Below are 22,011 nucleotides of genomic sequence, written 5' to 3'. Positions count from 1 at the left end.
AATGAAGTATAAATTACTAGGAAAAAGCGGATTAAGAGTATCTGAATTAGCACTAGGTACAATGACATTTGGGGAAGATTGGGGTTTTGGTGCATCAAAGGAAGAAAGCCAAAAAATCTTTCAAGCGTTCGTAGAAGCAGGCGGGAATTTTATCGATACGGCAGTAAATTATACCAATGGGACTAGTGAGAAATATGTGGGAGAGTTTATTCGCGAACAACGAGAGCAATATGTAGTGGCAACAAAATATACACTCAACACTCGCCCTAACGATCCGAATGGCGGCGGAAACCATCGGAAAAATCTTGTCCAATCCGTTGAAAAGAGTTTAAAGCAGCTTCAGACAGATTACATTGATTTACTTTGGCTTCATGCTTGGGATTTCATGACCCCTGTAGAAGAAGTAATGAGAGCACTTGATGACTTAGTTCGTTCAGGAAAAATCCTTTATGTCGGAATCTCAGATACGCCTGCTTGGATTGTTTCTCAAGCCAATATGTTAGCCTCCTTACGTGGATGGACTCCATTTATCGGCTTGCAGGTGGAATACAATTTATTGCAACGGACTACAGAAAGAGATTTATTACCTATGGCGCGAGCACTTGATATAGGTGTGACTGCGTGGGCGCCGATGGCCGGTGGTGCATTAACTGGAAAATATAAAAACCCTTCCGCTGAAAACGGTAGATTATCTCCGCAAAGTGCACGATTAAATGAAAGAAACCGAGCGATTGCTGCAGTTGTTGAAGAAGTGGCAAACGGACTTAACGTTTCACCTGCCCAAGTAGCACTAAATTGGGTACGACAGCAATCGGGTACGGTGATTCCACTAATTGGCGCAAAACGAGAAGAGCAAATGAAGGACAATCTCGGAAGTTTAACTTTCCAGCTTTCAGATGAACATCTTAGCCAACTAAGTGAAGCAAGTAAAATTGAACTTGGCTTTCCTCATGACTTTCTAGCATCTGAGCCTGTACTAAATGCGATTCATGGCAAAACCTACGAAAAAATTGAAAAGAAAAACTATTAATTTAGATATTTTTAAGGGGAGATATCAATGAAGGGGAAAATCTGTTTAATAACAGGCGGCAACTCAGGGATAGGCAAAGCAACAGCGCTAGAGTTAGCAAAAAAAGGGGCAACGGTTGTTCTGTTGTGCCGAAATAAAGAGCGGGGGCAACAAGCGCGCCAAGAGATTATTGACCAAACAGGTAACAGCCAGGTAGAGTTGCTGCTTGCCGATTTATCATCTCAACGTTCAGTTAAACAAGCGGCAGAAGAGTTTAAGAGAAAGTATACCAAGTTAGATGTACTCATCAACAATGCCGCGGTCTTTTTATCAAAACGTTCTGAGACGGAAGATGGTATTGAAACCACCTTTGCCACCAATTATTTGTCCCATTTCATCCTCACCCATTTGTTATTGGATTCGCTTGAAGCAAGCGGCGAGGGGCGAATCATTAATTTGGCATCGAAACATAATGGGATTAAAATGAACTTTGATGACCTCATGACCAAGCAAAACTATGCATTCTTCAGAGCGGTTGGCCCAACGAAGTTAGGATTAATTTTGTTTACAAATGAGCTATCAAAGCGCCTTGTAGGAAAGCCTGTTACGGTCAACAGTCTGCACCCTGGAATTATTCGATCCAATCTTATGCATGATATGCCTTGGCTTCTTCGCACGGTATTCAAAACACTTTCAGCTAGAGCTGAAAAAGGTGCAGTGACACCTGTCTATCTTGCGTCTTCACCCAATGTAGTTGCTGTAAGTGGTAAATTCTTTGTTAACTGTAAAGAAGCAGAAACCACTGATGCTGCAAATGATCAGGAATCAGCACGGAAATTGTGGGATATTAGTATGAGCTTAATTAAGCCGGGGATTCTCTAAAAGTAAAAAAGGAAGTGCGCATCGAGAATTAAACCCCGATGGCACTTCCTTTTTATTTTACTATCCCAGAAAGAATCAAGCTCCAAACGATCTCAAACTCCTGCTCGATGGTAGGTGAGGTCCATTCTTTTGCAAGGGCTGGATGATGAAAACGTGCGGTTGCCATAAAGACACCACTTGCTGTTGCTACAGCATCAGTCGATTTAAACTCTCCACTAGCAATTCCAGCTTCAACAATGGGGATGATTTGTCCAATCAATTCACGAATATGTGTTTCTACCGCTTCAACCGACTCTTCCACAAGCATCGAGTACATAGCAAACAACGCAGGGTCTTCCTTTACCTTGGAATGTTTAATATGAATCAGCGTTTTTACCCATAAATGTAAACGCTCTGTCGCAGAGCAATCCTTTTGAAAAACAGACGCTAATGGTTTAGAAATGCTATGAAGCCATCTTTCGGCAACGGCTTCTCTTAATGCAGCTTTACTAGCATAATGGCGATAGATGGTGCCATGACTGACATTTAGAGCCCGTGCAACATCGACAACACTTGTTTTTTCAGGGCCAAAACGGCGAAGGACTTCCTCCGCCGTATCTAAAATTGTTTCTTTCGTTAAAACCTGATCAGCCATCTTATTCTACTCCCAGTGTGCTCATTTGTTCAGCAGCATAACGTGTGCCAGCAACTGCTTCCGGTGGAACGGCCGCTTCAATTCTTTCGAGGTCAGCAGGGCTTAACTTTAAGTTCACCGCATCAAGTGCATCTTGAAGCTGAGACTGTTTGCGCGCACCAATTAATGGGATAACATCTTCGCCTCGTGATAGAACCCAAGCGATTGCAAGCTGTGCCACATTGGTTTGTTTTTCCTCAGCAATTTCACGCAATGCCTCAACTAGTGCTAGATTCTTATCTAAATTTTCACCCATAAAGCGTGGAGCAAAAGAACGAAAATCAGGTGCTCCTTGACGATCCTTTGACCACTTTCCACTTAATAATCCGCGTGAAAGGACACCATATGCGGAAAGACTGACTCCTAGTTCACGTAAGGTTGGTAAAATTTCTTTTTCGATTCCACGGCTAAATAAGGAATATTCAATTTGCAGCCAGCTAATCGGATGAACGGCATGTGCACGACGGATGGTGTCTGCATTTGCCTCTGAAAGACCAATGTTTCTCACATAACCCGCTTTCACCATGTCGGCAATTGCACCCACAGTTTCTTCAATTGGCACATTCGGATCGACACGCGCTGGTTGATACAAGTCAATATAATCCACGCCTAAACGTTGTAACGTATAGGATAAGAAGTTCTTTACTGCCTGCGGACGGGTATCAACGCCAACCCAGCCTCCATCAGGAGAACGCATAGCACCAAACTTAACTGCAATAAAGGCATTATCGCGCTTTGTTCCTTTTAGTGCTTCATTTAAAAGCAACTCGTTGTGCCCCACCCCATAGAAATCTCCAGTATCAAATAAAGAGACACCTGCTTCTAATGCAGCATGAATGGTAGCGATACTTTCTTTACGGTCAGCCTTCCCATAAAGGTCAGACATTCCCATGCATCCAAGACCGATAGTAGATACGGATGATTCGTTATGACCAAGCTTTTTATATTGCATAAATTACAATCCTCCAATTAAAAGATGACTATATTCTAACAAGAGTAGTGACAATAATCAAATGACAAATTATGTTTTTTGTCATTTTATATATAAGAGATTGAAACATATATTTTGCAAAGCAAAGAAATCTTATCTATTTTTCGTTCATAGTGTAAGAAAATACAATGTATAATAAATCCCCATTGAATAGAACAAGATAATTGATAAGTAAAGAGTAAAGCAAATAGGCAAACATCGAAGGGGTCATCTTGAATGGTTTTATTCTTTTATATCGTCTTAAATGTGCTTGCTTTATTTCTTTTTATCAAGAAAAAGAAGATGCTCCATATACTCGAAATCATCGTTTATTGGATGATTAGCACCTATCTCTATCAAAATTTCTCCGCGATTTGTTATATGAATTTTAAAACATTGATTGTCCCTGAAAAACAGAGCCTGGAGTTTTCTCATTTTATTAACCGTACAGTTCTTTTTCCTCTACTCATGGTCATCTTTCTTCACTACTTTCTTTTTTTAACAACATATTGGAAAAAGTTTCTGTTATTCGGTAGCTTCGTCTTCTTTTTAACAGGATTGGAATACTTATCAGACCTATTGGGTGTTCTGATTCATAAGAACTGGCGGGTTTGGTGGTCATTTGCTTATTGGGTGGCAACTCTATCGGTGTTACTTGTTTGTATGAAGGTCTTTCGCAGGATTCTTTATAAAGGGGGTAACCATCTATGAATTTTACCTTCGATTGGAATGAATGGTATTTCATTTTAACCACAGCTGCTATTATTGCTTTATTTTTACCTATTCGTAAATACTTTCCTCCTGTTATTATCATTATTATTTGGGTATTCAATATTGGCTTTGTATCAACCATTGACTATTTCCTTTTAGCTACTCCTTTCAAACTATATATTTATGGTGATAATCCTACCTATGAGGCATCAGGTGCACTGTTTCATCTTTTTATGTATCCATGTGCCTCATTAATCTTTTTATATGGCTATGATAAATTTCAACTCTATGGAAAGAAGACAGTTGTGTATATGCTAGGTTGGACTGGATTTTCACTATTATTTGAATGGATTACTGTTAAAAATCATGCCTTGACTTATACTGGTTGGAAGCTCTATTATTCCATTCCATTCTATCCAACAACCGCTGTACTCTTAATTCTTCTTTTTCGTTATACAAAAAAGAAACTTTTGGAGCTTCCGCTTCAAAATGATAATTAGTTGCAATTCTTTTCATTATTCTATTTAATAGATGCGTATTGAAAATTCCACAGAATGAGGGTATACAATTGAAAGCACTTGTGTTTAATACATTTGGAGGACCTGAAGTACTGGAGTATGTAGAAATCCCTAATCCTGTCATCGGTCCAGATGAAATACTGTTAAGAATAAAAGCCATTGGTCTGAACTTTGCTGATATATATAGAAGAAAAGGAAATTACCATCTTGTGGGAGAACCACCTTATATTCTTGGGTATGAAGGAGCAGGGATCATTGAGGAAATCGGGGCAAATGTACAAGGCCTAAAAGTTGGGGACCGAATTGCTTTTGCGGATGTGCCTTTTGCGAATGCAGAATATGTAGCTGTTCCGTTTGAAAAAGCCATACCCGTTCCAGAAACAATCTCATTTAATGAGGCAGCATCCGTCATGCTGCAAGGCCTAACCGCACATTATTTAACCCGCGATAGCTATGCGGTGAAAAAGAATGATGTGGTTCTCGTTCATGCAGCTGCTGGTGGGGTAGGCCAGCTGTTGGTACAAATGGTTAAGTTGCTCGGTGGAAAGGTCATTGGCTTAACTTCTTCTGCTGAAAAGGCAACTGTAGCAAAGGAAGCAGGAGCTTCTGATGTCTTCTTGTATAAGGATGATTGGAAGAAGCAAATACTTGAGGCAACAAATGGTAAAGGTGTAGATGTAGTCTATGAATCAGTCGGATCGACGCTTCAAGATAGTTTTGAAGTGACACGTATTGGGGGAACGGTAGTATTTTACGGAATGGCAGGGGGAGACCCAGCGCTGGTTGACCCAAGAATGTTAATGGATACGTCCAAAACTTTGACCGGTGGAGATCTATGGAATGTTCTTACTTCTCGTGATGAGCGAGTAGCACGTTCAGGTGAACTGTTCCGTTGGATGCAGGAAGAAAAAGTTCGATTAGCAGAGCCAACAACCTTTGCACTTCGTGATGGGCAAGAAGCACACCGCTATTTAGAGAGCCGAAAGAGCACCGGCAAAATTGTTTTAATCCCTTAGGGAAAGAGGAGAAGCAATGATTCAATTTCAAAATGAACACGTTACTGTGTATCAAAGTGCCCTGTATCAAACAACATGTACAGTAGTTGATACGAAGGATTACGTTCTTGTGGTAGACCCAAACTGGCTGCCTCATGAAATAGAAGAAATCCAAAGACATGTAGCAAGGATTCAAGGGGAAAAAGAGTTATACCTTCTATTTACACACGGAGATTTTGACCATGTTATCGGCTATCTTGCGTTTCCAGGTGCAAAGGTCATCGGAAGCAAAGGACTGCAGGAGCATCCAGATAAGGAGAAAAAGGTAGACATGATACGTCAGTTCTACAATGACTATTACATACACCGTCCTTACCCGATTGCTTTTCCAGAAGTGGATATCGTAATTAATGAAGACGGACAGAAGCTTGAAATTGGAGAGTCAACGCTCACCTGCTATCTGGCACAGGGACATACGCATGATGGGTTATTTACAGTTATCGAACCGCTCGGAATTTGGATTGCAGGGGATTATCTCTCTGATTTCGAGCTGCCGTTTATCTACGACAGTGCCAAAGCGTACGAACAAACACTTCAAAAGGCAGAACAGATTCTTAAGAAGCATCATGTTTCAGTTTTGGTTCCAGGTCATGGTCAAACGACAACCAGTCAAGAAGAGATCCACCGCCGGATTCAATTATCACAAGATTACCTCGAGCGATTGATTTATGCTGTGACGAAAGAAGATGTAGCGGCATTGACAGCCTTAGAAGAGGAAATGCCTTTTCCATCTAATTTTACGAAGCAATGTCATAAGGACAACCTTACGATCATTCGGAAGGAATACTCTCAAGGGAGGTAATCCTGAGAAATATCCAGGGAGGTATCATATTTTGGTAGATGTATTTACAGATATTATAATCGACCGTCCCGTTGATCAGGTTTCAACGTATGCAGAGAATCCTGACAATGCCCCCGAATGGTACGTTAATATCCTGTCGGCTGAATGGAAAACAGAAAAACCGTTGGCATTGGGTTCAAGAGTGGCTTTTAAGGCACAATTTCTTGGGCGAGAGCTTGCCTATGTATATGAAATTATAGAGCTTGAGCCGGAAAAAAAGCTGGTAATGAGAACGGCACAGGGCCCATTTCCAATGGAGACCACCTATACTTGGGAGGGTCTAGAGGGTAATCGAACACGAATGACATTAAGGAACAAGGGAAATCCAACTGGCTTTTCCAAAATCTTTGCACCGTTTATGGCTCCCATGATGAAAAAGGCTAACAAGAAAGACTTACAAACAATAAAGGAAATCCTTGAATCAAATAGTCAGAACTAGAAAGAAAGGGGTACCCATTAAAAGAGGGTACCCCTTTTTACATAAAAAAACTAATCAAACGTTTGATTAGTTTTGTAGAACATTTACCTCAACGCGCTCTGATACATCTTAACATAATCTTGACATTTTCAAATGAAGTTCTGAAAAGTTGTTAGGTAGGATGTAAATGTAGAGCAGTCATGCAAGCAAAAAAGGAGTTGGATGAGATGAAAAAAACAAATCTTTTAGTAGCCGGTGCTTTTGTAGGTGTATTCTCATTGGGAGCCTTATTTTCTCCCATTGGTAAATCTTTTGCTAATACGAATACAAATACAACTAGCAACCGGTTAGCGGTGATGCAAACAGCCAATGAGAATGCGGCACCCAAAGCAGACACAGATACGTATAATTGCCCAATGACTGGAGGTGCGATGGGAAGTGGCGGCGGAATGATGGGTCAATCTTTTGCCGGGACCATGCCTGCGGTTATTGCGGATGCACTTGGGATGACAGTGGATGAGCTTCAGGCAGCTCGCCAGGATGGAAAATCTGTGGCTGACATCGCAGTTGATAAGGGTGTGAAGGAAAAAGACCTGCTCACTTCAATGATGCAGTCAAGAAAGGCAGAGCTTGAAAAGCTTGTGAAGGACGGAACTATGACTCAAGAGCAAATGGATCAGATGTTGAAAAACATGGAAAGTATGATGAAAATAGCGATCCAACGAGATACTTTTGGACCAATGAACGGTCATGGCAAAGGAATGGGCAAGGGTCAAGGAATGGGTCATGGTCAAAACAATACCACTAATACAAGCCAAGAAATCTAGTAGAGGACCCTTGACTTGAATAGTAAACTCAGGAAAACTCTGGAGCCTTGCTTCAGAGTTTTTTAGCAACAAAAAAGGGAAATCCTTAACCAACCGGTCAAATTTGTTTGTCAGATAGAAGAGATTCCCTTGATATAATAATAGACAGGAAGAGGAACGAGGAGGACGAACACATGGGGCAGGTCATAGCGGTTGTAGATGATGAGGTTAAAATACGTGAGATGATTCAATCTTATTTGCATAACGAAGGATTTGAAACGGTTGAAGCAGGAGATGGAGTATCTGCAGTTCATTTAATCGAAACCCATAAGGTCGATCTTGTGCTACTGGATGTCATGATGCCTAAAATGGATGGGTTTCAAGCATTAAGAGAGATCAGGATAATTAAGAGGAAAATTCCAGTCATCATGCTAACCGCGAAATCGGAAGAAATAGACAAGCTTTTGGGGCTTGAAATGGGAGCAGATGATTATATCACCAAACCCTTTAGCATGAGGGAGCTTGCTGCAAGAATGCGAGCTGTTTTGAGACGAACTACACCAGATGAAATAGATGTTGAGAGTGACGAATTACTAATTAGAGGTGAGATTGAAATAAACCTAAGCACATATGAAGTAAGAGTGAGTGATGAACCGTTAAATCTAACGCCTACTGAATATAAAATACTGGTTACCCTTGCCCAAAAACCCGGCCGCGTGTATAGCCGTTTACAGTTGATGGACAGTGTGATGGGGGAAGCGTTCATTAACTATGAACGTTCAATCGACACTCATGTCAGTAATTTGCGGAAAAAAGTGGAGAAAGACCCGGCGCACCCAAGGTATATTCACACAGTCTATGGAATAGGCTATCGTTTCGGTGAGAAAAAATGAAGCTTCAAGCAAAGTTAATTGTCGCCTTTAGTGTCATTGTGCTATTAATGGGCATAAGTCAGTCTGTCTTTTTGCAATCAAGAATTCAGTCCACTTTCCAAAATTACTTGGAACAACATAACATCGGGTTTATGGAACGAATGAAACAATCTCTCGAGCTTTATTATCAGGAAACCGGTTCATGGGAACATGCCCAGGAGTTATTTTTTGAGGGTGAATCTTCTGGGGTTCAAGGTCATGGAATGATGATGCGGGGCTTGTCCATGAATATGACCATGTCCAATGTGGACTATCTTCTTTTAAATACTAAGGGGATAGTTATCGCCGATACGCAAGGTACTAGAATCGGAATGGTTGGTAGTGAATTGAAAGGAAATTCACTATCATTGATGGTAAATGGGGAAAAAAGAGGGACATTAGTCATCCAGCAGCATATACTTCAGGATTTAGAAAAAGAGTTCCTGCGTTCATCCAATACGGCTATTTTCATTAGCGGTTTGATTGCGGCAGCTATGTCGGTCCTGTTTAGTATATGGATTGCGCGAAAGATATCAAAGCCATTAACCAATCTAATGGTAGCTATTAAAAAGATTGCGAGTGGGGAAAAAGTAGATCAAGTTGCGATTTCGACGCGAGATGAATTTAGTGAGCTTGGAGAAGCGTTTAATGACATGTCCCATAAGCTGGAACGAAATGAAGAGGTACGAAGATCCCTTGTTGCTGATGTTGCCCATGAGTTACGAACGCCACTTACGATTCTTCAAGGGAAATTGGAATCGATACAAGAGGGGGCAATCGAAGCGTCAGAAGAGGTTGTACTAGAACTTACGGATGAAGTCTATCGTCTGAACCGTTTGGTGAGTGATTTACAACAATTAAGCCTTGCTGAAGCGGGTAAGCTTCCGTTAAATAAGAAAAATGTTGATGTAAAACGATTGATTGATCGGATATGTAGCACGTTGCAGTGGCTTGCAGATGAAAAAGAAATCACCCTTAAACACGACCGAATTCCAACAGCATGCCTGCTACAAATGGATGCTGATCGAATGACTCAAGTTATTGTCAATCTCATTGGTAATGCCCTTCGCCACACCCCGGAGAAGGGAATGGTGGAAATATCAGTTGTAGAACGAGATCAAGCCCATCTTATTCAAGTGCGTGACACGGGGCATGGAATACCAGAAGATGTTCTTCCGTTCATATTTGACCGTTTTTATAAACGGGATTCATCGAGATCTCGTCATGAGGGTGGCACGGGTCTAGGGCTTTCCATCGCCAAAGGATTTGTTGAAGCGCATGGTGGAAGCATCACTGTTGCAAGTGAAAGGAACAAAGGAACTGTTTTTACGATTTCGTTCTTTACTGTGTAAGAGGACCTGAAGTAGTCTAGCTAAAAGCCAAAGAACCGGACCATAAATGGGTGCGGTTTTTTTGTAGTATTCTTATGTAGCTTTCGAGTAGGTTATTTGATTCTTCTCACGATTACGTTCAACTTAAATATCAGAATTTTTAAACTGGCAAGAAAATACATTGACGGCTAATTTATTTATGTTATATATTGTAACATATTCATGTTAGGAAATATAACATAAGGGGCTGTTTCTTTGAAAAAGATTGAGGCAATCATTCGACCGGAGAGGCTCACGGATACGATTAAAGGATTAAAGAAAATAGGGATTACTGGATTTACCGTTTCTCAGGTGGTTGGAAGAGGGAAACAAAAAGATACGCAAGGAGTCTACCGGGGGAAAAATTATCAGGTGACCCTTCATCCAAAAGTGAAATTGGAAATTGTTCTATCGGATTATTTGGTCGAGTCTACGATCAAGACTATTGTTACTGCTGCTCAGACAGGTGTTGATGGGGATGGGAAAATATATGTTTATCCTATTCTAGAAGCTTATAACATTCGAACTGGGACAATTGACTATGATATCGATGACTTAGCGGGCGAAAAGGGGTGATCTTTTGGAGTTAATGTATATCAATACAGTTTGGGTTGTCCTTGCTGCAGCGATGGTGCTGTTTATGGAAGGTGGATTTAGTTTATTAGAAGCCGGGTTTGTCCGTACGAAAAATGCAGTGAATGTGACAATGAAGATATTCGTGGACTTAACCATTGGTGCTTTAGCATTTTGGTTGATTGGATTTGGGATTATGTTTGGGAAGGATACCTTTGGATTTATAGGAACGACGCTTTTTGGAAGCCCGGATAAAATTGAACTTTCAATGCAATTGCCAAGCGTTGCATTTGTTCTTTTTCAAATGGGATTTGCCGTAGCTTGTATCTCCATTATTTCTGGGGCAGTTGCTGAACGAATGAACTTTAAAGCCTACGTGGTTACGGCGACATTAATCAGTATGATTATCTATCCGCTTTCTGGTCATTGGATATGGAATAGCGATGGTTGGTTAGCAAAATTAGGGATGAAGGATTTTGCTGGGTCAGCAGCCATTCATGCCGTTGGTGGCTTTGCAGCTTTTGCAATGGCCAAACTGTTAGGGCCAAGAAGGGGTAGATTCAATTCAGATGGTAGTGTGAATGTGTTTGCACCGAGTAATATTCCACTAGCATCAGCGGGTGCCTTTATTTTATGGTTCGGGTGGTTTGCATTTAATGCGGGAAGTACTTTAGATGCGTCAAGCTCTGCGCTAGCGCCCATTGCCATCAATACGATGTTAGCTGCAGCGAGCGGTGGTTCTGTTGCTTTGTTTTTAACGATGAAAAAATTTGGAAAAGCAGATCCAAGTATGACGATCAATGGTGTATTAGCTGGCTTGGTTTCTATAACAGCTGGCTGTGCCTATGTTTCTGAGTGGAGTGCTATTTTAATTGGAGCTATTAGTGGGTTGATAGTAATTTATGCTACTCTGTTTGTTGATTTCTTAAAAGTGGATGATCCAGTAGGTGCTGTGGCAGTACATGGTTTTGGTGGTGTGTTTGGAACGATTGCTGTTGGCTTACTTGATAAGTCACAAGGATTGTTAACAACTGGTGATCTCTCACTCTTAAAGGTACAGCTTTTAGGTGCAGCAGTTGTAATTGTCTGGGGTCTCATTGGGGGTACTATTATAGCAAGGGTATGCCAAATGACAGTCGGTTTCCGAGCAACTATACAGGAAGAAGACGAGGGGCTAGATATGTCTTACCATGGTATTCCTGCTTACAATGAATTAGAGCGTTTTACCGACCTGCCTTCAAGTCTATTTAATTTTGAGGAAACAACGGGAATCACCGTTGCTCCTCCTGCTATTAGGAAAGAAAAGCAAGTCATGTAATTTGACGCATTTTAAAAAATTTTTGGTTAAGTAATCCCTTCATGTTTAGGGATTTCTTTTTTTAGGAAGCGACTAATAATAGAAATTCCGAGGGTTCCTTGTCTATAGAAGAAGACTGTGACAATATATAAGCATATGAAAAACTCCCTAGTAAGTTTTATGTTTGCAATGGACTAGGGTGAATGGAGGAAATAAACTTTTGTCTAATTTACCAAATTGCCCAAAGTGTAATTCAGAATACACATATGAGGATGGAAGCCTCTTTGTTTGCCCCGAATGTGCGCATGAGTGGAGCGTAGAATCAGGCAAAGAGAATAATGATGACCAAAAGATCTTTAAAGACGCAAATGGAAATGTGCTAAATGATGGAGATACCGTGTCTGTCATTAAGGACCTGAAAGTAAAAGGAAGCTCATCTGTATTAAAAATGGGGACAAGAGTTAAAAATATTCGTTTGGTTGATGGGGATCATGATATCGATTGCAAAATTGAAGGTTTTGGTGCTATGAAATTAAAATCGGAATTTGTAAAAAAGATTTAACAACAAAATGAAAGGAAGAACAACGTACAGACGTAGTTCTTCCTTTTTAATTAGTATTGCCCCATCATTACATTGTAGCTTTTTCCTAAAAGTGCGTGATACAGCTGTTCAATATGTTCGTGATTTTTTGTTTCTACCGAAATCTCGATTTGGGCAAAGCCAGGATAGATATTTTTTCCCATTCGGTGAAGATTAACGGATTGAACGTTCGCGTCCAAATCGGTGATTGTGCTTAAAACTCTTTGAAGCTCACCAGGTTTATCTTTTAAGGTAATGGTAAAATCAGCATAGCGGCCGGCTTCCACCATGCCGCGTTCAATGATTCTAGAAATTAAACTCATATCCACATTTCCGCCGCTCAAAATGGCGACCACTTTTTTCTCTTTCAGTTTTACTTTTTCAAAAAGCAGGGAGGAGAGGGAAGTAGCTCCGGAACCCTCCACCAGCAACTTGTTTCTCTCTAAAAGCATCAGCATCGTTCGGGAAATCTCCATTTCATCGACACAAAAAATATCGTCTACGTACTTTTGAACAATGTCAAAGGTTATCTCTCCTGGTCTTTTAACAGCAATGCCGTCTGCCATCGTGGGTGATGATTGAACCATCACGGGCTTACCTTCTAACAGTGACTCTTTCATACTCGGACAGGCTACCGTTTGAACACCATATACAGAAACATGAGGATTCTTCTCCTTTACGGCCATCGCTACTCCAGCGATGAGTCCACCTCCGCCAATAGGGCAGATAATTGCTTCCACCTCGGGCAGTTGGTCGAGGATATCTAATCCGACGGTACCTTGTCCGGTAATGATCGCTTCATCATCAAAGGCATGAATAAATGTGCTATTAAGTTGATCTTTCAGTTGTAATGCATAGGCGAGGGCGTCATCAAAAACTGCACCTTCTAAGATAACCTCAGCCCCATATTGCTTTGTGGCTTCTATCTTACTAAGTGGAGCCCCTTTAGGCATGACAATTTTACAAGGAACACCGAGCATTTGACTAGAATAGGCAACTCCCTGTGCATGGTTCCCAGCGGACGCTGCGACGACCCCTTTTTTTAATTCATTTTTTGAAAGGGAGGTCAGCTTATTGTAAGAGCCTCTGACTTTAAAGGAGCCTGTTTTTTGAAGATTTTCTAGCTTTAAATAGACCTCATTATGCGAGAGTCTGCTAAATGTTTTGGAATAATCAAGTGGTGTGGTATGAACAATTCCTTTCATTTTTTCACGAGCAATGATGATATCATCTAGATTCACAAATATAACCTCCTGTTCACTCTACTGCGGTTAGTGATTTTTCATGGATTGATGTTATTAAGTGGAAAAATAATATCGTGCAGGGCTGGATAACTAAGTAGATAGGCAAGGAGTATATAGGCTTCCAGCTGCTATATTTTAAATAGCTAATATAGTTTGAACCTGTCATCCATTCGAAGCCAATACTTCCAACTGAAAATATGACTATATATAAAATAAGGCTTATCCCTTTTAGTTGAAATTTGTCATAGAGATAAATAAAGACATATCCGAAAGGGGCGTATGGTACATAACATAATAGATCAAAAAGTTCAAAGTCTCCCGAGTCCATGATGTCGTATAAATCAACATGTGGGCCGGCAATCACATGATCAACACCCCTTGCTACAGAGATCGTGAACATCAGTAAAAGAATAGTAATGGAGGTTGGAAACCTTCTTGGTAATTTATTCAATAAGCACACTAAAACAATGATAGTAAAGAGAATAAACCATTCATTTTGATCGAACTTTTGTGGCAAAGGCAGAATCGTCATTTCCTAATCCCTTCTTTATAAAGGATTTTGGTAAATATACCTCGCAGTATATAGAGGAACAGCAGAAATGTGGACCATACTATGATGGAACCCCATATCTTCCATTTTTCATAAGTGAAGATATGAATATGTATTAAAATCGTCTCCACTCCCACTAGAATACCAACCCAAAGCATACTTATAATCAGCTTCTTTAAGGGGGTGGTCATTCTTTTAACAGTTTCTATGTAAAAAAGAAGTAATAAGGGAAAAACAACTACTTCTGTGACACGGAACATAATAAAGTATCTTGTACTCTTAGTGACAGTCCATAACTTAGCATTGTCGACAATAACAGAGATAAAACTGGTGAAGAAGAACTCAATCACCATCAATAGAAAAATAAGCGTGAGTGCGTGATTTGCTTTTTTGATAGAAAAAAATGAAATAATCACGATTAAGGTGACAGAAAAGAATAGTGAAACGGTTATCATAAAGACCTCGTTTTAACGGATATATATTAGTTTTAGCTTTATCTTTAAGACGGAGTCCTATTCAAAAGAATAGGAAAAGCCCTAACCAGTAAAAGGTTAGGGCTAAATTGGTTCTGTTATCATTCTTTGCTAATTTTCGTATAGGTATGAGAATTCATAAGCGGAGAATTTCCGGCTATTGTATAAAGAGGAAGCCTAAGAAGCAGAAATAAGCGGAAATATTCCGGTTAACTGCTCTAAATAAGACAAAATCCAACGATTTTGATCAAATAAGCGGAAAAACTTCCCTTATTTTTAAGGAAATAAGGGTATTTCCCAATTTAAGCGGAATTTTTCCGTTTATTTTTCAAATACAGTGAAATTATCATTCAGTTATAACAGAGTCTAAAAATTAAATTTTACGTTCCCAGAAACGAGCCTGTGCAATCCCTTCAATAAAGGATTGGATCTCAGTTTTGGTTAAATCAAAGACACCGGCTTCTTCTAACTGTACACGGCTATAATCTAATGCATTACGTTCGCTTACCGCAATTGCTAATGGTTTAAAGTGTTTGTAGGTCGTCTCAATAAACTCCAAAGCAGGTGCTGAAAGTTTTGCTTCGTTGCTTATTAAGATGGCTGCATCGAATAGACTGGAATCAACGGTATCAAAGGTATCCGTCACTTTTAAGACAGCATTTAACGGCTGAATCTTGTTAGCGACGATACTATAATTCAAGTTATTCTGGGCTAACGTTTTAATCCATTCTGTTAATTGGTAGGTATCAGGATTGCCAGTCACTAGAATAGCTACACTTCTTGTATCTGTTTTCTTGATGGTGTTGGCCATGCTTAGTGCAGGAGATTTTTTATCAGATTTGACTTCGAGATTCTCTTCTGGCAGGACCGCCCCTATTTTCTCAGCCACTTCTTGGGCCATGTTTCGATCAATATGGTTAAGAAGCGTAACCGCATTATTTTTAACCAGATCGGAATAACACTTGCCAAGTTCAAAGCTAAGAGCGTCCATTATATGCTGCTGTTCATAAGGAGCCTGACTGTTATAAAATAATTTCGCCTGAGAGTAAAAGTCTAAGAAACTTTCACTCCGCCCTCTAATTTTACGTCCATCCACCTTTTCTTGATAATGCTCAAATCCTCCTTGTTCGACTGGCACCGGCTCTGGTTGATTGGCATTGAGACCGTTGGGATGATAGCTTGTCTGACCGCGGTGAATCGCCATTTGGTGCATGCCATCACGCTGATTGTTATGGAAAGGACACACCGGTTTATTAATCGGTATTTGATGGAAGTTAGGACCGCCTAATCGAGAAAGTTGGGTATCTGTATAGGAAAATAATCGTCCTTGTAAAAGTGGGTCATTGGAAAAATCTATTCCTGGTACCACATGGCCAGGGTGAAAAGCAACTTGTTCTGTTTCGGCAAAGAAGTTGTCAACATTGCGATTCAAAGTCATTTTACCGATGATTTTTACAGGTACCACTTCTTCAGGCCATAATTTAGTTGGGTCTAAAACATCAAAATCAAACTTAAATTCGTCCTCTTCGGAAATTAACTGTACACCCAGTTCCCATTCAGGATAATCACCTTTTTCGATCGCTTCATATAAATCTTGACGATGGTAGTCAGGATTTTTACCTGCAGCCCTTTGTGCTTCATCCCAAACAAGAGAATGAATACCAAGGACAGGTTTCCAGTGGAATTTTACAAAATGTGCTTTACCATGTGCATTGACAAGACGGAAGGTATGTACACCAAAGCCCTCCATCATACGTAGACTTCGAGGAATCGCACGGTCACTCATGACCCACATGATCATATGGGCTGATTCAGGATTTTGGCCGATAAAATCCCAGAATGTATCGTGAGCGCTGGCTCCTTGTGGAATTTCATTATGTGGTTCAGGTTTCAAAGCATGAACAAAATCAGGGAATTTAATCGCATCCTGGATAAAGAATACAGGCATATTGTTTCCAACTAAATCGAAGTTTCCTTCATCTGTATAAAATTTGGTCGCAAATCCTCGGACATCGCGAACGGTATCACTTGATCCTCGCGAACCTTGTACGGTGGAGAAGCGGGCAAATACTGGTGTTGTTTTTGTGGTGTCAGTTAGAAAATCAGCTTTTGTATATTCCTGTAAAGATTCATAGAGCTGAAAAACACCATGTGCCCCTGTGCCGCGTGCATGAACAATACGTTCAGGAATCCGTTCGTGGTCAAAATGCGTCATTTTTTCTCGAAAGTGAAAATCCTCCATAAGAGTAGGACCCCGTAGTCCAGCTTTTAAAGAAAACTCATCTTCCGCCATTTTCAATCCTTGGTTAGTAGTTAAACCAGCCTTTTGCCCGTTGTCTATGATTGATTGCTGTAATTGCGCCATCTTCTTATTTTCCATACGTTTCCCTCCTATGTAAAAGCTATCTACCTACTGCTCTCGATACCCCATTTATTGGATGGCCAAACGATTTTTGGGGTACAAAATCTTTTATCTATGAAATTCATTGTTTGTTATTCAAACTGATGTACAATAGTTAGTATCAAGACATCTAGGAGAATACGAAATGGATATGAAAGAGCAATCATTACTGAATTATTACTATGGAAAACTGACAGAAGGTACGTTTGATGAGAAAGATATCTATGGATTTTTACCTTTGCTCCGAAATCAAGGCAAGGAGTTGCGCTGGGTTAATGAGGTTACGGATTTTGTTTTAACCCGTGGCAAGTATAATGGGGTTATAAAGGAATACCTTTATGAGACGAGGAAAAAGTTTGAAAGTCTTGGTAGGACGAAAGCTGCGCTAAGGATCGAAGATGTGTTTTCCTTCAAGGAGATCAAAGCGGGATTGAATAAAGTTTTAGCAGATTGTCAGTTTGAGGGATTGTCTAATGATAAAATAAATGATTTTCTTACTTGTTTGATTTCGATACTGCAACAGATATCTATTATGGATGAAAATGAACGAGAGATTGGCAAACTATTTTTTGCGATTTCCAATAAACAAGTCATTCTAATGGCTGAAATCGAGGTTACTCAAAATCTATTTAAAAAGACTAACGCCGTTTTCCCCGTGATGACTGCTAATAATAGCTATGCAGATATCAAAAAGCAAGATAGGTTCGATACGCCTTATTTGTTTGTGGACAAGGTGGTCGAGGTGACCAATAAAGAAGGGAAACTGGAGATTATCATTCCTTCATAAAAATTAGAGGCAGCAGGGAGGTTCGATCCCGACTGTCTCTTTTAATTTTATGGTTTATCGGCGAAATTGAGCAGGTTATCAGCGAATTAAAAAAATCCGACGATCGATACTCTTGAAGAAAAAAGTCTATTTCATGCTCTGACTTTGTGGAATCATCGACCCTATGACATTTTTAAATGTCTGCTGGGTGGCAAAAAACAGAGAGAATCCCATTAAGGCTAACACTGGAATTAATAGAGAACCGTAAGCATTATTAACCCCATGATGTTCTGCAATCCATCCTAGAACGGGGGCTCCGATGGTAACGGCCCCTTGATTAATGGTTTGTCTCATGGCAGCCATCCGTCCGTAATAGCCAGGTTCGGTATACACCTGTTGAACAGATTGCATTAATACTCGAACCCAAGTGGTACCTAATCCAATCAAGAGAATCGCGATAAAAGCAGCAATATTATTTCGGGTCAACGTCATTAACAACAAACCAATAGATGTGATACCGAAAGACAAGCCAGAAACATAGTTTTTGCTTTTGTACAAAATGGAGGTTGCTGTTACACCTGCAATAATGGCTCCAACGGAAGTCGCACATTCTAAAATTCCATATAAGGTACTTGTGCCGTGTAAGTAAGAACTCGTGTACACGGATAACATACCAGCACTAGTATGAACGACCAACTGGCCAACAAACATAATTAATAATAACGAATACATGAGCCGATTTTTATGAACATATACAAAACAGTCCTTTAAATCGAGTATCCCTGATTTTAAACTACTGTTTGAAGTTCGTACTCTAGGAACATATTTAATTAGCATCATACAAACCGTGCCAATGGCAAAAGTAAGACAAACAAATAACATCACAATACTTGTTGGAAAAATAGTTAACATACCGCCGCATAATGAGGTTCCGATTAAACCGCCCACAGATACAGCCGAACCGGTTTCGCTGAAAATACGAGGGATGTCCTCTTTCTTATAAAGCTCCGTGATAAAGGCTTGTTGAGCCGTTCTAAACAGGGATGAAAAGGTCTGAACAATCATGTGAACAAGAATAATCATCCAAGGCTTGAGGATGTTGCTAGTCATAGCTAGTAGAAGCATGATCATGGCTAGTGTGACAAACCCAAGTGAAATCACCGTCAACTTCTTACGATTTTGTTTATCTACTATTACTCCGAAAGCTAAATTGAGCACCACTCCGGGAAGGAACCCCATGCCGACCATCAATCCTGTATAGGTCGCGTTGGACGTCATCTTATATAAAATCCAGGCAACGGCGATAAAATACATGGAGCTGCCAAGTGAGGATAGAGTGGAAGAAATCATTATATTCCAGTACTTACTGTCTCTCATGTGAAAACCTTCTTTTTTTTCATTCCTAATTCGTCTTAATCATAACCTGTATGGTCGTTTAATAAAATTTACATTTTTTTATGTTTTAGTATAAGATTTTCTTATGTATAAGTTTTACACAGCAGGGTTACCCTGTCCATTTTTGTCGGTTTAGGTAGAATTATTTTTTCTTTAATTTTGTAAAATGTGTAACAAATTTCCTGTTTTATAGTAAAATTAGCATATGAAAAATGGGGGTGTCAGATGAGCTATTTAGGTAGAATTAGTATAGTTATTATTTACATAACCATAGTTTTGGGCTGGCATTCTTTTTATTTTTTAATAGACTATGAAGGTTCATACGTCTTTATGATTGAGAATGGTCAATATAAATGGGACTTACTATTTATTCCGTTGCTTTCTCCGTTTTTCTGGTGGTTAGGATTGCAATATGATAAAGCAAAGTTTCTTTCGCAAAAAGACGCTTTGACGGGGCTGTATAACCGGCGTTTTATTTCACAGAGTGCGCCAAAACTTTTAGCAAAAATGGATAAAAAAATAGGGGAATTAACGATCTCAGTCATAGATTGCGATAACTTTAAACAAATAAATGACAAGTATGGCCATAAACTAGGGGATTTGGTACTAACGAAGATTACAGAGGTGCTTTTAACGAGCACGAGTGAGCAAGATATTGTAGCTAGATGGGGTGGGGATGAGTTCCTGATTGTCTCACCATACTCTGACCAGAAAAGAACGAGAGCCATCACGAAAAAGATTGAATCAGGTTTATATCAGTTGTCAAATGAAATGGGAATGGATATTTCTGTTTCCATCGGAACAGCTGTCTATCCTAGTGATGCTTGTGAAATGAAGGAACTGTTGATTATTGCGGATCGAAATATGTATAAACGCAAAAGCGGAGTAAAGACACAAAAACAAGGTTAAAGTAGTGTGATAGACCTTCAATAACTGAAGGTCTATTTTATTTTTCAATCATTTATGAGCATGAAAGTGATAGATGGAATGAGAGAATGGTTGCGTAGGATATATAATCAAAAAAATAGCGAACAGTACCGCACTGTTCGCCAAATGTCTTATATTCCAATCGTATCCAAGGAAAGGCGTAGCCCCTCCATCGCAAAGCCCCCGATATAGCGATAAACAAATAAGGCAATGATCGGTGAAAAGTCAATTGGTCCTAGAGGCGGGATAAATCGTCTGAAAAGACCTAAATATGGTTCAACTAGCTTGTAAACCCATCCACCAATTTTTGAAGTTTGAAATTGAGGAAACCAGGAACCAAAGATCGATATGAGAATAAGCCAATAATATGCTTCAAAAGCATAACTTCCTATAAGTAAAATCGTAGAACCCACTATAAATCACCCATCTATTATTTTTTTAGATAATCAAATTTTTTACCTCTATCTAAGATCATATACGTATAAGCCCAAAGAAAGTTTCAATATTATCATAATTAATATATTGTGATTCTTATTTAATGAATTCCTCGCTTTTTAATTTTTTATCTGTCCAAAGGGCAAGTTGTATAGTTAAAGCATCTTTGAACACTTTGGGGTCGTAACCTGTTTCTTCTTCTATTTTATTAAGGCGATAAATGAGTGTGTTTCTGTGAAGATATAGGTCATTAGCAGTCTTTTGGATATTTAAGTTGTTTTTAAAATAAGCTTCAAGAGTATCTGCAAATTTAATTAACGTTTTATTCACGATTCTATTGGAGAACCTTTCACCCCAGGCATGATCTATTTTATAAATTAACGCTTTTGCTTCCACTTCAGCGAATGAAATCAAATCTTCTTCAACATCAGTAATTTTAAGGGCGAGGTCACAATCAATATAGGATTGGTTGAATTTACTCATTGATTGGAAAGGAGTACAGTAGGCGAGCCGGAATTTCAACCGGAGTTTCTTCAACTCAAGGTAAATACTCCGAAGCTTTTTGTCTGATTCTTGCTGGGTTAATCCTGAAAATGCAACAAACATTCGATTAATACTAATGAATCCAACAAGCCCGTGCTTTTCGCCAATGATTCCTTCAATTTTATCAGTTAATGATTGATTCGTTATGTTCCGTTCTGTTAATTGAATGATATGTGTGATAAATGGTGACGTAAGGTTTAATCCAATTAGATTAAGTCCACGTTCGATATTGCTATAGGAAGGAGAACCTTTCAATAATTCTTCAATAATCATTTCTTTTGTGCGTTGTTTCCATTCTAATTGAGAAGCAATAAACTTCTCTTTAATCATGAGCTCAGTAGTCATTTTTACGATACCACCAAGCTCTTTAATGTCCTCAGGATTTCCCGTAATCCCAATCACTCCCACAATTCTATCCTGAAAAAGAATAGGAAGGTTAATGCCAGGTTGAGCTCCTCTCCAAACTCCTTTTTCATTGGAATGAATGATAAGTGTTTTACCGCTTTTTAAAACTTCCAGTGCTCCCTCATGAATATCGTCGATTCTAGAAGTATCGCCCGAGGCAATTATAATCCCTTTTTCATCCATAATATTGATATTTCGATTTAGGCGAAGAGAGGTTTCTAGTACAATAGTTTTTGCAATTTCTCTTGTTAACATCTT

The 22,011-nt window shown here is 39.5% G+C and carries 23 protein-coding genes; 15 read left to right on the top strand and 8 right to left on the bottom strand.

The window, feature by feature from the left end:
• The first annotated feature begins 1 nt into the window (after nt 1).
• Complete coding sequence (locus ABES03_RS12480; protein WP_430117609.1) at nt 2-1,030, top strand: aldo/keto reductase; 1,029 nt, start codon at nt 2-4, stop codon at nt 1,028-1,030.
• Between the two features lie 27 nt (nt 1,031-1,057).
• A complete protein-coding gene (locus ABES03_RS12475) occupies nt 1,058-1,891 on the top strand; it encodes an SDR family oxidoreductase (RefSeq protein ID WP_430117608.1) in 834 nt (277 codons plus the stop codon).
• Between the two features lie 52 nt (nt 1,892-1,943).
• Here the strand turns inward: ABES03_RS12475 and ABES03_RS12470 are convergent, their stop codons facing one another.
• Entirely contained in the window at nt 1,944-2,525 is a 582-nt protein-coding gene (locus tag ABES03_RS12470) for a TetR family transcriptional regulator (RefSeq protein WP_430117607.1), read from the bottom strand.
• A 1-nt stretch (nt 2,526) separates the two neighbouring features.
• Nucleotides 2,527-3,516 (bottom strand): aldo/keto reductase, encoded by a 990-nt coding sequence (locus tag ABES03_RS12465; protein WP_430117606.1) that lies wholly within the window; start codon nt 3,514-3,516, stop codon nt 2,527-2,529.
• A gap of 255 nt (nt 3,517-3,771) precedes the next feature.
• Between ABES03_RS12465 and ABES03_RS12460 the strand changes: the two genes are divergently transcribed.
• The 11 genes from ABES03_RS12460 (at nt 3,772) to ABES03_RS12410 (ending at nt 12,596) form a co-directional block, all read left to right on the top strand.
• Nucleotides 3,772-4,245, top strand: coding sequence for a hypothetical protein (locus ABES03_RS12460; protein ID WP_430117605.1), 474 nt, complete (start codon nt 3,772-3,774; stop codon nt 4,243-4,245).
• Nucleotides 4,242-4,745 (top strand): hypothetical protein, encoded by a 504-nt coding sequence (locus tag ABES03_RS12455; RefSeq protein WP_430117604.1) that lies wholly within the window; start codon nt 4,242-4,244, stop codon nt 4,743-4,745. Before ABES03_RS12460 ends, ABES03_RS12455 begins: the two co-directional genes overlap by 4 nt.
• A 68-nt stretch (nt 4,746-4,813) precedes the next feature.
• Nucleotides 4,814-5,779 carry a quinone oxidoreductase family protein gene (locus tag ABES03_RS12450; RefSeq protein ID WP_430117603.1) on the top strand — a complete coding sequence of 322 codons (966 nt, stop codon included), beginning with the start codon at nt 4,814-4,816 and terminating at the stop codon, nt 5,777-5,779.
• A 16-nt stretch (nt 5,780-5,795) separates the two neighbouring features.
• On the top strand, nt 5,796-6,620 hold the full coding sequence (locus tag ABES03_RS12445) for an MBL fold metallo-hydrolase (protein WP_430117602.1): 825 nt from the start codon (nt 5,796-5,798) through the stop codon (nt 6,618-6,620).
• Between the two features lie 31 nt (nt 6,621-6,651).
• Nucleotides 6,652-7,098, top strand: coding sequence for an SRPBCC family protein (locus ABES03_RS12440; protein WP_430117601.1), 447 nt, complete (start codon nt 6,652-6,654; stop codon nt 7,096-7,098).
• A gap of 206 nt (nt 7,099-7,304) precedes the next feature.
• Entirely contained in the window at nt 7,305-7,904 is a 600-nt protein-coding gene (locus ABES03_RS12435) for a DUF2680 domain-containing protein (protein WP_430117600.1), read from the top strand.
• Nucleotides 7,905-8,077: 173 nt separating this feature from the next.
• Nucleotides 8,078-8,776 (top strand): response regulator transcription factor, encoded by a 699-nt coding sequence (locus ABES03_RS12430; RefSeq protein ID WP_430117599.1) that lies wholly within the window; start codon nt 8,078-8,080, stop codon nt 8,774-8,776.
• Entirely contained in the window at nt 8,773-10,146 is a 1,374-nt protein-coding gene (locus tag ABES03_RS12425) for a sensor histidine kinase (RefSeq protein ID WP_430117598.1), read from the top strand. Before ABES03_RS12430 ends, ABES03_RS12425 begins: the two co-directional genes overlap by 4 nt.
• A 234-nt stretch (nt 10,147-10,380) precedes the next feature.
• Complete coding sequence (locus ABES03_RS12420) at nt 10,381-10,740, top strand: P-II family nitrogen regulator (protein WP_430117597.1); 360 nt, start codon at nt 10,381-10,383, stop codon at nt 10,738-10,740.
• 4 nt (nt 10,741-10,744) lie between these two features.
• Nucleotides 10,745-12,055, top strand: coding sequence for an ammonium transporter (locus tag ABES03_RS12415; RefSeq protein ID WP_430117596.1), 1,311 nt, complete (start codon nt 10,745-10,747; stop codon nt 12,053-12,055).
• A 199-nt stretch (nt 12,056-12,254) separates the two neighbouring features.
• Nucleotides 12,255-12,596 (top strand): zinc ribbon domain-containing protein YjdM, encoded by a 342-nt coding sequence (locus tag ABES03_RS12410; protein WP_430117595.1) that lies wholly within the window; start codon nt 12,255-12,257, stop codon nt 12,594-12,596.
• Nucleotides 12,597-12,646: 50 nt separating this feature from the next.
• On the opposite strand, the gene ilvA is transcribed toward ABES03_RS12410, so the two are convergent.
• From ilvA to ABES03_RS12395, 3 genes are all read right to left on the bottom strand, one after another.
• Nucleotides 12,647-13,819 (bottom strand): threonine ammonia-lyase, encoded by a 1,173-nt coding sequence (gene ilvA / locus ABES03_RS12405; RefSeq protein ID WP_430117617.1) that lies wholly within the window; start codon nt 13,817-13,819, stop codon nt 12,647-12,649.
• A 52-nt stretch (nt 13,820-13,871) separates the two neighbouring features.
• Complete coding sequence (locus tag ABES03_RS12400; protein WP_430117594.1) at nt 13,872-14,390, bottom strand: hypothetical protein; 519 nt, start codon at nt 14,388-14,390, stop codon at nt 13,872-13,874.
• Between the two features lie 864 nt (nt 14,391-15,254).
• Nucleotides 15,255-17,261 carry a catalase gene (locus tag ABES03_RS12395; RefSeq protein WP_430117593.1) on the bottom strand — a complete coding sequence of 669 codons (2,007 nt, stop codon included), beginning with the start codon at nt 17,259-17,261 and terminating at the stop codon, nt 15,255-15,257.
• 166 nt (nt 17,262-17,427) lie between these two features.
• Between ABES03_RS12395 and ABES03_RS12390 the strand changes: the two genes are divergently transcribed.
• A complete protein-coding gene (locus ABES03_RS12390) occupies nt 17,428-18,069 on the top strand; it encodes a hypothetical protein (RefSeq protein ID WP_430117592.1) in 642 nt (213 codons plus the stop codon).
• 126 nt (nt 18,070-18,195) lie between these two features.
• Here the strand turns inward: ABES03_RS12390 and ABES03_RS12385 are convergent, their stop codons facing one another.
• The gene (locus ABES03_RS12385; RefSeq protein ID WP_430117591.1) at nt 18,196-19,425 is read right to left on the bottom strand and encodes an MFS transporter; all 1,230 of its coding nucleotides are present in this window, start codon (nt 19,423-19,425) and stop codon (nt 18,196-18,198) included.
• A gap of 243 nt (nt 19,426-19,668) precedes the next feature.
• Between ABES03_RS12385 and ABES03_RS12380 the strand changes: the two genes are divergently transcribed.
• Complete coding sequence (locus ABES03_RS12380) at nt 19,669-20,352, top strand: GGDEF domain-containing protein (protein ID WP_430117590.1); 684 nt, start codon at nt 19,669-19,671, stop codon at nt 20,350-20,352.
• A 149-nt stretch (nt 20,353-20,501) separates the two neighbouring features.
• On the opposite strand, the gene ABES03_RS12375 is transcribed toward ABES03_RS12380, so the two are convergent.
• Together ABES03_RS12375 and ABES03_RS12370 are read right to left on the bottom strand one after the other, a co-directional pair.
• Nucleotides 20,502-20,783, bottom strand: coding sequence for a YggT family protein (locus ABES03_RS12375; protein WP_308081254.1), 282 nt, complete (start codon nt 20,781-20,783; stop codon nt 20,502-20,504).
• A gap of 118 nt (nt 20,784-20,901) precedes the next feature.
• Nucleotides 20,902-22,008 (bottom strand): CdaR family transcriptional regulator, encoded by a 1,107-nt coding sequence (locus tag ABES03_RS12370; protein WP_430117589.1) that lies wholly within the window; start codon nt 22,006-22,008, stop codon nt 20,902-20,904.
• Between the last annotated feature and the right edge of the window lie 3 nt (nt 22,009-22,011).

Origin of the sequence: Neobacillus rhizosphaerae (assembly GCF_050477885.1) — a bacterium.
Classification (GTDB): domain Bacteria; phylum Bacillota; class Bacilli; order Bacillales; family Cytobacillaceae; genus Neobacillus; species Neobacillus rhizosphaerae_A.
The sequence above is the reverse complement of the archived record's forward strand: the minus strand, read 5'-3'. Positions and strand labels throughout refer to the sequence as shown.